7 protein-coding genes are annotated in these 9,305 nt (G+C 71.0%); 5 read left to right on the top strand and 2 right to left on the bottom strand.

The genetic code is table 11. The features are described 5' to 3' along the window. Positions 1-92: 92 nt before the first annotated feature. Together Ade02nite_RS41065 and Ade02nite_RS41060 are read right to left on the bottom strand one after the other, a co-directional pair. Positions 93-827, bottom strand: coding sequence for a copper homeostasis protein CutC (locus Ade02nite_RS41065; protein ID WP_203775876.1), 735 nt, complete (start codon positions 825-827; stop codon positions 93-95). 34 nt (positions 828-861) lie between these two features. After that, on the bottom strand, positions 862-1,431 hold the full coding sequence (locus tag Ade02nite_RS41060) for a helix-turn-helix transcriptional regulator (RefSeq protein ID WP_203775874.1): 570 nt from the start codon (positions 1,429-1,431) through the stop codon (positions 862-864). Positions 1,432-1,534: 103 nt separating this feature from the next. On the opposite strand from Ade02nite_RS41060, the gene Ade02nite_RS41055 reads away from it, so the two are divergent. Genes Ade02nite_RS41055 through narI form a run of 5 tightly spaced genes read left to right on the top strand, consistent with a single transcriptional unit; the run spans position 1,535 to position 9,274 of the window. Continuing rightward, positions 1,535-2,740, top strand: a complete 1,206-nt coding sequence (locus Ade02nite_RS41055; protein ID WP_203775872.1) for an MFS transporter — start codon at positions 1,535-1,537, stop codon at positions 2,738-2,740. Further along, on the top strand, positions 2,733-6,350 hold the full coding sequence (locus tag Ade02nite_RS41050; protein ID WP_203775870.1) for a nitrate reductase subunit alpha: 3,618 nt from the start codon (positions 2,733-2,735) through the stop codon (positions 6,348-6,350). The genes Ade02nite_RS41055 and Ade02nite_RS41050 overlap by 8 nt, the downstream gene beginning before the upstream one ends. Position 6,351: 1 nt before the next feature. After that, positions 6,352-8,007, top strand: coding sequence for a nitrate reductase subunit beta (narH, locus tag Ade02nite_RS41045; protein WP_203775868.1), 1,656 nt, complete (start codon positions 6,352-6,354; stop codon positions 8,005-8,007). Beyond that, positions 8,004-8,570 (top strand): nitrate reductase molybdenum cofactor assembly chaperone, encoded by a 567-nt coding sequence (gene narJ / locus Ade02nite_RS41040; RefSeq protein WP_203775866.1) that lies wholly within the window; start codon positions 8,004-8,006, stop codon positions 8,568-8,570. Before narH ends, narJ begins: the two co-directional genes overlap by 4 nt. After that, entirely contained in the window at positions 8,567-9,274 is a 708-nt protein-coding gene (narI, locus tag Ade02nite_RS41035; protein WP_203775864.1) for a respiratory nitrate reductase subunit gamma, read from the top strand. The genes narJ and narI overlap by 4 nt, the downstream gene beginning before the upstream one ends. Positions 9,275-9,305: the final 31 nt, after the last annotated feature.

The raw sequence follows: 9,305 nt of genomic DNA, 5'->3' as shown, positions 1-9,305 counted from the left end.
CCGAGGGTGGGTCCCGCCGGGCCGGGGGTGCGTCTCGCCGGGCCGGGGTGGGTCCCGCCGGCCTGGGGTGGTGTGGGGGCGAGAGGTCGTGGCTAACCCGCGCGGACCGCCGCGAGGATGCGGGCGGCGACGTCGAAGTCGGTGGTCTCGCGGCCGCCGGCGCCCGCCGGGGAAGAGGTGCCCAGGCCGACGGTCAGTTCCTCGGGGACGATGCGCTTGGCCGAGGCGTGGACGGCCGGGACGCCCGTGCGCAGCAACGCGGGGATCAGGGCCGCGTCGACGCCGCCGCCGGCCATGATTTCGATGCGGCCCTCGGCGGCTCTGACCAGGGTGGTCAGGGCCGGGAGGGCGTCGGCCACGGAGGTCGCGCCCGCGGAGGTCAGGATCCGGCGTACGCCCAAGGCAGCGAGAGTCTCGGCCGCCGTGAGGGGGTCGCGGAGCGTGTCGAAGGCTCGGTGGAAGGTGACGGGTGCGGGGCCGGCCGCGTCGAGGACGCGTTTGACCAGGTCGGTGTCGACCTCGCCGGTGCGGATGCCGCCGATGACCACACCCGTGGCGCCGGCCAGGAGGGCGTGGCGGACATCCTGGACGATCATGGCTGTCTCGGGCGGTTCGTAGGTGAAGCCGCCGGGGCGGGGGCGGATCAGCACGTGGACCGGCGGGATGCCGGGAGTGGCGACGGCGGCCTCGACGAAGGCGAGCGACGGGGTCACGCCGCCGAGGGCCAGGGCGGAGCAGAGCTCGATGCGGTCCACGCCGAGGCGGGCCGCCACCTCGAGGCCGTGAGTGTCCTGGACCGCGAGCTCGAAGGCGACGGGGCTCAGCACGGCCTCCTCGAAGAGAAATGGGAAACAAAGCTGATTATTTCACGACGCCGGCCGTGTGTGCCACGCACGCTCCCGGCGCGGCGAAGGGCTCGAGCACCACGCCCTCCTCGTCGGCGAGCGCGCCGAGCGCGCCGAGCACGCCCTGGATGATGCCGGCGTGCAGCCCGCACATGCCGTCGGGGAAGCGATGCACCAGGTCGAGGTACGGGCAGGTGCGCAGATGGACGTCGCGGCCCCGCAGCGCGGGGGAGAAGCCGAGCGTGTCGAGCACCGGGAGCAGGCCGCCCCGCGCGGCCATGGCGCGGCCCCACCGGCGGCCCACCCCGACCGTCGCGGCGCGGTCGCCGGCGACCTGTTCGAGGATCGAACGGAGCAGCGCCGAGTAGAGGTTCTCCTGCGAGGGCGCGAGCGCCCGGTAGCGCCACGCCGGGCGGTGCGGCACGCGGCCGCTGGCCCGGGCCTTCACGAGCAGCCCACGGGCGACGAGGGCGTCGAGCTGACTGCGCACGGTGGATGGTGGGAGTCCGACGCGGGCGGCGACCTGCGCCGTCGTCAGGCCGGCCGTGGCCTCCTCGACGACGCGCAGGACGGGATCGGAATCCATGACAGTCGACCGTATGCCCTCGATCCACACGGGCAAACCTTCGGGACTTTGGTCCCTAAATTCGGGGGGTTGTACGACGACCACTGCTGTTCTGATATGAGGCATGCAGGCCTTCCGAACACCGCCTCGCTGGCTGCTGCTGACGGTCGCGACCGTCGGTTTCGCCGTGAACTTCTGGGCGTGGGCTCTGCTGAGCCCTCTCGCGCCCCGGTTCCAGGCCGCGCTCGACCTGACCGCCACCCAGCAGGCCCTCGTCGTGGCCGTGCCGGTGGTGGTCGGCTCGCTCGGCCGCATCCCCGTGGGCGCGCTCACCGACCGGTTCGGCGGCCGGGTCATGTTCCCCATCATCTCGCTGGCGACCGTCGTCCCCGTCCTCTATCTGGGGCTGTCCGGCTACGCGTCCCTCACCGGTCTGCTGGTCGGCGGCTTCTTCCTCGGTATCGGCGGCTCGGTCTTCGCCGTCGGCGTGCCCTTCGTCAACGCCTGGTTCCCGCCGGAGCGGCGCGGCTTCGCCCTCGGCATCTTCGGGGCGGGCATGGGCGGTACGGCGATCAGCGCGCTCACCACGGTGCGGCTCGTCGACGCCGGAAGCATGCGCACGCCGTTCCTCATCACGGCGGGCGTTCTCGTCCTCTACGCCGTCACGTCCGTCCTGGTGCTCCGCGACGCCCCGGACCGCCCCGTCCCGACGCAGAAGTTCGCCGCGCGCCTCGCCGCGACGGTGCGCCTGCCGGTCACGTGGCAGGCCGCCGCGGTGTACGCGGTCGCGTTCGGCGGCTACGTCGCCTTCTCCGTCTACCTGCCCGCGTACCTGAAGACCGCCTACGGCCTCACCCAGGCGGACGCGGCGAACCGGATGGCGGGCTTCGTGCTGCTCGCCGTCGTCATGCGGCCCACCGGCGGGTGGCTCTCCGACCGCTTCGGCGGGGTCCGTGTGCTCTCCGGCGCGTTCGCCGTCGTCGCGGTGGGCGCCTTCGTGCAGGCGTTCACGCCGCCGCTGATGCCGCTCGGCACCGTCGCGTTCCTCGCCATGGCCGCGGCGCTCGGTGCGGGCAGCGGCGCCACCTTCGCGCTGGTCGCGGTGATGGCACCGGCCAACCAGGTCGGCTCGGTCACCGGCGTGGTCGGCGCGGCGGGCGGGCTCGGCGGGTTCGTGCCGCCGCTGGTCATGGGCGCGCTCTACGAGGCGTACGAGTCGTACGCCATCGGCCTGGCCCTGCTCGCCCTCGTGGCGCTGGGCGCGATGACGCTGACCGTGACGGCCCTGGCGAGCACGGCACGCACCCGAGGGAGGGTCAGAAATGCCTGAGCTGGACGACGCCCTGGTCGGCACGCGCCGCTTCTTCACGCGCGGCGAGGTGTCCGCCGACCACCGCGCCCTCTTCCAGATCGGCGGCCGTCAGGCCGACACGTTCTATCGCGACCGCTGGTCGCACGACAAGGTGGTGCGCTCCACGCACGGCGTCAACTGCACCGGCTCCTGCTCGTGGAAGGTGTACGTCAAGGACGGCATCATCACCTGGGAGGCGCAGCAGACCGACTATCCGAGCGTGGGGCCGGACCGCCCGGAGTACGAGCCGCGGGGCTGTCCGCGCGGCGCGGCGTTTTCCTGGTACACGTACTCCCCGACGCGCGTGCGCTACCCGTACGTGCGCGGGGTCCTGCTGGAGATGTATCGCGAGGCGCGGCAGCGGCTCGGGGACCCGGTGGCCGCGTGGGCCGAGATCGTCGGCGATCCGGTCAAGGCGCGCGCCTACAAGTCCGTGCGGGGCAAGGGCGGCCTGGTGCGGGCCACGTGGGACGAGGCGACCGAGATGATCGCCGCGGCGCACGTGCACACCATCAAGACGTACGGCCCGGACCGGCTCGCCGGTTTCTCGCCGATCCCGGCGATGTCGATGGTGTCCCATGCGGCCGGTGCCCGCTTCTACAACCTGCTCGGCGGCGCGATGCTGTCGTTCTACGACTGGTACGCGGACCTGCCCGTCGCCTCGCCGCAGGTGTTCGGCGACCAGACCGACGTTCCCGAGTCCGGCGATTGGTGGGACGCCGGCTACCTCGTCATGTGGGGCTCCAACCTGCCGGTGACCCGCACCCCGGACGCGCACTGGATGGCCGAGGCGCGCTACCGCGGCCAGAAGGTGGTCGCGGTCGCGCCCGACTACGCGGACAACGTGAAGTTCGCCGACGAGTGGCTGGCGCCGGCGCCCGGGACGGACGGGGCGCTGGCGATGGCGATGGGGCATGTCGTGCTCAAAGAGTTCTTCGTCGAACGCCATGTCGCGTACTTCCTCGACTACGTGCGCCGCTACACGGATCTGCCGTTCCTGGTGACCCTCGACGACGGGCGGCCCGGGAAGATGCTCACCGCCGCCGATCTGGGGCAGGACGTGGAGAACGCGGCCTTCAAGACCGTGGTGCTCGACGCCGGCGGCACGCCGGTCGTGCCGAACGGGTCGCTCGGTTTCCGCTACGGCGAGACCGGCGAGGGCCGGTGGAACCTTGACCTGGGCGACCTGTCGCCGTTGCTGAGCGCGGCCGGCGGCGACGTCGCCGAGGTGGAGCTGCCGCGCTTCGACGCCCCCGGCGGCTCGGTGGGCACGATCCGGCGCGGGGTGCCGGTGCGGCAGGTGGCCGGCCGCACCGTCACCACCGTTTTCGACCTGCTGCTGGCGCAGTACGGGGTGGCGCGGCCCGGACTGCCCGGCGAGTGGCCGAGCGGCTACGACGACGCGGACTCGCCGTACACCCCGGCCTGGCAGGAGACCGTGACGGGCGTGCCCGGGCCGACGGCGGCGCGGATCGCGCGGGAGTTCGCCGCCAACGCGGAGGAGTCCCGCGGACGTTCGATGATCATCATGGGGGCGGGCGCGAACCACTGGTTCCACTCGGACACCATCTACCGGTCGTTCCTGACGCTGACGACGCTGACCGGCTGCCAGGGCGTGAACGGCGGCGGCTGGGCGCACTACGTCGGGCAGGAGAAGGTGCGGCCCATCACCGGCTATTCGGTGCTGGGGACGGCGTCGGACTGGACGCGCCCGGGCCGGCAGATGATTCAGACCGCGTACTGGTATCTGCACACGGACCAGTACCGGTACGACCCGTTCTCGGCGGCGACGCTGTCGGTGGCCGACGGGTTCGCCGGCCGGTCCACGGCCGACCTGATCGCCGCGTCCGCCCGGATGGGCTGGATGCCGTCGGTGCCGCACTTCAACCGCAACCCGCTCGACCTGGCCGACGAGGCGGCCGCGGCCGGGGAGCCGGTCGCCGACCACGTCGTCCGGCGCCTGCGCGACGGCGACCTCCGGTTCGCCTGCGAGGACCCGGACGCGCCGGAGAACTTCCCGAGGGTGCTCACGATCTGGCGGGCCAATCTGCTGGGCTCGTCGGCCAAGGGCAACGAGTACTTCCTGCGGCACCTGCTCGGCACCGACCACGGCGTCCGAGCGAAACAGGCCCCGCCGCAAGCGCGCCCGCGCGACGTGACGTGGCACGACGAGGCACCCACCGGCAAGCTCGATCTGTTGCTGACGCTCGACTTCCGGATGACGTCGACGACCGTCTACTCCGACGTCGTGCTGCCGGCCGCCACCTGGTACGAGAAGCACGATCTCAACACCACCGACATGCACCCGTTCGTGCACTCGTTCAACCCGGCGATCGCCCCGCCCTGGCAGACCCGCACCGACTGGGACGCCTTCATGACGATCGCGCGGGTCTTCAGCGCGCTGGCCGCCGAGCATCTCGGCACCCGTACCGACGTGGTGGCCGCGCCCCTGCTGCACGACACCCCCGACGAGATGGCCAACCCGTACGGCAGGGTGATGGACTGGAAGGCCGGCGAATGCGAGCCGATCCCCGGACGGACGATGCCGAAGCTCGTGCCGGTCGAGCGTGACTACGCGGCGGTCGCCGACAAGATGGCCTCGCTCGGGCCGCTGCTCGACTCGCTCGGCGCCACCACCAAGGGCGTCACGTTCGAGGTCGGCCGTGAGCTGGAGTACCTGCGGCACAAGAACGGGGTCGCGCCGAACGGCCGGCCGTCGATCGCCCGGGACGTCGATGCCTGCGAGGCGATCCTCGCGCTGTCCGGCACCACCAACGGCCACCTCGCGACCCAGGGGTTCCGCCAGCTGGAGAGGCGCACGGGCGTACGGCTGGCCGACCTCGCGGCCGAGCACGAGGGCAAGCAGATCACCTTCGCGGACACCCAGTCGCGGCCCACCCCGGTCATCACCTCGCCGGAGTGGTCGGGCTCCGAGGCCGGCGGCCGGCGCTACTCGCCCTTCGTCATCAACGTGGAACGGCTCAAGCCGTGGCACACGCTCACCGGGCGGCAGACCTTCTTCCTCGACCACGATTGGATCGCCGAACTGGGGGAGTGGCTGCCCACCTACCGGCCGCCGCTCGACATGCACGCCCTCTTCGGCGAGCCGCGCGTGGGCGAGCAGGGCGAGCTGGGCATCACCGTGCGATATCTGACCCCGCACAACAAGTGGTCCATCCATTCCGAATATCAGGACAACCTGTTCATGCTGTCGCTGTCGCGCGGCGGCCAGAGCATCTGGATGTCCACGGAGGACGCCGCCAAGATAGGCGTACGCGACAACGACTGGATCGAAGCCGTGAACCGCAACGGCGTCGTGGCGGCCCGCGCGATCGTCTCGCACCGCATGCCCGAGGGCACCGTCTACATGCATCACGCGCAGGACCGGCTCATCGACGTGCCGCGCACCGAGACGAACGGGCGGCGCGGCGGCATCCACAACTCGCTGACCCGGCTGCTCATCAAGCCGACCCACCTCATCGGCGGCTACGCGCAGCTCTCGTTCGCGTTCAACTATCTCGGCCCGACCGGTAACCAGCGCGACGAGGTGACCGTCATCCGCCGCCGCTCCCAGGAAGTGGAGTACTGAGATGCGCGTGATGGCCCAGATGGCGATGGTGATGAACCTCGACAAGTGCATCGGCTGCCACACCTGCTCGGTCACCTGCAAGCAGGCGTGGACCAACCGGAGCGGCGTCGAGTACGTCTGGTTCAACAACGTCGAGACCCGGCCCGGCCAGGGATACCCGCGCCGTTACGAGGACCAGGAGACGTGGCGCGGCGGCTGGGCCCTCAACCGTCGCGGCAGGCTCAAGCTCAAGGGCGGCGGCCGCCTGAGGAAGCTGCTCACCATCTTCGCCAATCCCAAACTGCCGGCGATCCAGGACTACTACGAGCCCTGGACGTACGACTACGAGACGCTCACGAACGCGCCCCTCCAGGAGCACACGCCCGTGGCGCGCCCCAAGTCGCTGCTCACCGGCGAGGACATGAAGGTCTCGTGGTCGGCCAACTGGGACGACGACCTCGGCGGGCCGCCGGACCGCGACGTGCTGCTCGCCGGCATCGCGGACAAGGTGAAGTTCGAGTTCGAGCGCACTTTCATGTTCTACCTGCCGCGGATCTGCGAGCACTGCCTCAACCCGTCGTGCGCGGCCTCGTGCCCGTCCGGCGCCATCTACAAGCGGACCGAGGACGGCATCGTCCTGGTCGACCAGGACCGCTGCCGGGGCTGGCGGATGTGCGTGTCCGGCTGCCCGTACAAGAAGGTCTACTTCAACCACCGCACGGGCAAGGCGGAGAAGTGCACGTTCTGCTTCCCCCGCGTCGAGGTGGGCATCCCGACCGTGTGCTCGGAGACGTGCGTGGGACGGCTTCGCTACATCGGCCTGATGCTGTACGACGCGGACGCGGTACTCGAGGCGGCGTCCGTCCCGTCGTCCCAGGACCTGTACGAGGCGCAGCGCGGTGTGTTCCTCGACCCGTCCGCGCCGGAGGTCGTCACGGCCGCCGAGCGCGCGGGCATCCCGCGCGACTGGATCGAGGCGGCGCAACGGTCGCCGGTCCACGCGCTCATCACCAAGTACAGGGTGGCGCTGCCGCTGCATCCGGAATACCGCACCATGCCGATGGTCTGGTACATCCCGCCGCTCTCGCCGGTCGTCGACGTGGTGCGCGACACCGGCTACGACGCCGAGGACCGCAGCAACCTGTTCGCGGCGATCGAGGCCCTGCGCATCCCGGTCGACTATCTGGCGCAGCTGTTCACGGCCGGCGACCCGGCGCCGGTCGACGCGGTGTTGCGCAAGCTCGCGGCGATGCGTTCGTACATGCGGGATCTCACCATGGGACGAGATCCCGACGACAGCATCCCGGCGGCGGTGGGCATGACGGGGGAACAGATCCACGACATGTACCGGCTGCTGGCCCTGGCGAAGTACGACGAGCGGTACGTGATCCCGCCCGCGCACGCGGAGCAGGCGCACTCGCTGGAGGAGCTGGCGACCTCGTGCAGCCTCGACTACGAGGGCGGGCCGGGGATGGGCGGCTCGGGACCGTTCGGCGAGTCGTCGGGCGGGCCGCAGCCGATCGCCGTGGAGAACTTCCAGATGCTGCGCGACAGGCAGACCGCCGACTCGCTCAGCGGGCGCGTCAACCTGCTCAACTGGGACGGGCGCGGAAAACCGGAGGGGCTGTTCCCGCCGCGCCGCTCGGAGGAGCCGCCCGGATCGGACGGTGCGTCATGAACCGCGCCTGGCAGGCTCAGTCGCTGTTGCTCGGCTATCCCGACGCCACACTGTTGAACAACGTGAGTCTGCTCTCCGAGGTGGCGTCGACGCTGGATGCGGCGGTGGGCGCGCCGCTGCATCGTTTTCTTCAGCACGCGCGGGCCGCTGAGCCGATCCGGCTGGCGGAGGATTACGTCGCGACGTTCGACCAGCGCAAGCGTTGCTGCCTGTACCTCACGTATTACGCCTACGGCGACACACGCAAGCGGGGCATGGCGCTGCTGCGGCTCAAGCAGGCGTACGCGGCCGACGGTCTCCTGCTCGGCGACGAGGAGCTGTCCGACCACCTGTCGGTCGTCCTCGAATACGCCGCCGCGGTGCCGGCGAAGGGCCGCGCGCTGCTGCTGGAGCACCGGGCCGGGATCGAGCTGCTGCGCCTGGCCCTGCGAGACATGCGATCCCCATGGGCGGACGTGCTCGAGTCGGTGTCGGCGACGCTGCCGCCGCTGCGCTCGCCGGCCGAGGTCGCCAAGCTCGCCGCCCAGGGCCCGCCGGAAGAGAGGGTCGGCACCTACCGATGAACACGTTCCTGTACGTCGTCGTCCCGTACATCGCGCTGACCGTCTTCGTGGCCGGGCACATCTGGCGCTACCGGTACGACAAGTTCGGCTGGACCACACGCTCGTCGCAGCTCTACGAACGCCGCCTGCTGCGGATCGGCAGCCCGCTGTTCCACTTCGGCATCCTGCTGGTCGTGCTCGGCCACGTGGGTGGCCTGCTCATCCCCGAGTCGTGGACCGATGCCGCCGGCATCAGCGAGGACGCCTACCACTTCGTCGCCGTGGCACTCGGCACGGTCGCCGGCGTCTGCACCCTCCTCGGGGCGGCCATCCTCATCTACCGCCGCCGCACCACCGGCCCGGTCTTCTCGGCGACGACAGTCAACGACAAGGTGATGTACGTCCTGCTGATCGGCACCCTCTGCCTCGGCCTGGGCACGACCGTGCTCGGCAACCTCACCGACCACCCGCACGACTACCGCTTGACGGTGTCGCCGTGGTTCCGCTCGATCTTCTACTTCCAGCCGGACAGCAGCCTGATGGCCCAGGCGCCGATCGGCTTCCGCCTGCACGCGCTGGCCGCGTTCGCCCTGTTCGCGTTCTGGCCGTTCAGCCGCCTGGTGCACGTCTTCTCGGCGCCGCTCGGCTACCTGACACGCCCGTACATCGTCTATCGCAGCCGCGACGACCGCCCCACCCGACCCGGCTGGGAGCGGGTGCGGTAGGTACTCGTACTCAAGACCCGGGGGTGTCGCT

The organism is Paractinoplanes deccanensis, assembly GCF_016862115.1.
Lineage (GTDB): Bacteria > Actinomycetota > Actinomycetes > Mycobacteriales > Micromonosporaceae > Actinoplanes > Actinoplanes deccanensis.
The sequence above is the reverse complement of the archived record's forward strand: the minus strand, read 5'-3'. Positions and strand labels throughout refer to the sequence as shown.

Excerpts from the sequence above, each read along its gene's own strand:
- Ade02nite_RS41060 (WP_203775874.1), bottom strand. The coding sequence starts at position 1,431 with ATGGATTCCGATCCCGTCCTGCGCGTCGTCGAGGAGGCCACGGCCGGC.
- Ade02nite_RS41055 (WP_203775872.1), top strand. The coding sequence starts at position 1,535 with ATGCAGGCCTTCCGAACACCGCCTCGCTGGCTGCTGCTGACGGTCGCG.
- Ade02nite_RS41050 (WP_203775870.1), top strand. The coding sequence starts at position 2,733 with ATGCCTGAGCTGGACGACGCCCTGGTCGGCACGCGCCGCTTCTTCACG.
- narH (WP_203775868.1), top strand. The coding sequence starts at position 6,352 with ATGCGCGTGATGGCCCAGATGGCGATGGTGATGAACCTCGACAAGTGC.
- narJ (WP_203775866.1), top strand. The coding sequence starts at position 8,004 with ATGAACCGCGCCTGGCAGGCTCAGTCGCTGTTGCTCGGCTATCCCGAC.
- narI (WP_203775864.1), top strand. The coding sequence starts at position 8,567 with ATGAACACGTTCCTGTACGTCGTCGTCCCGTACATCGCGCTGACCGTC.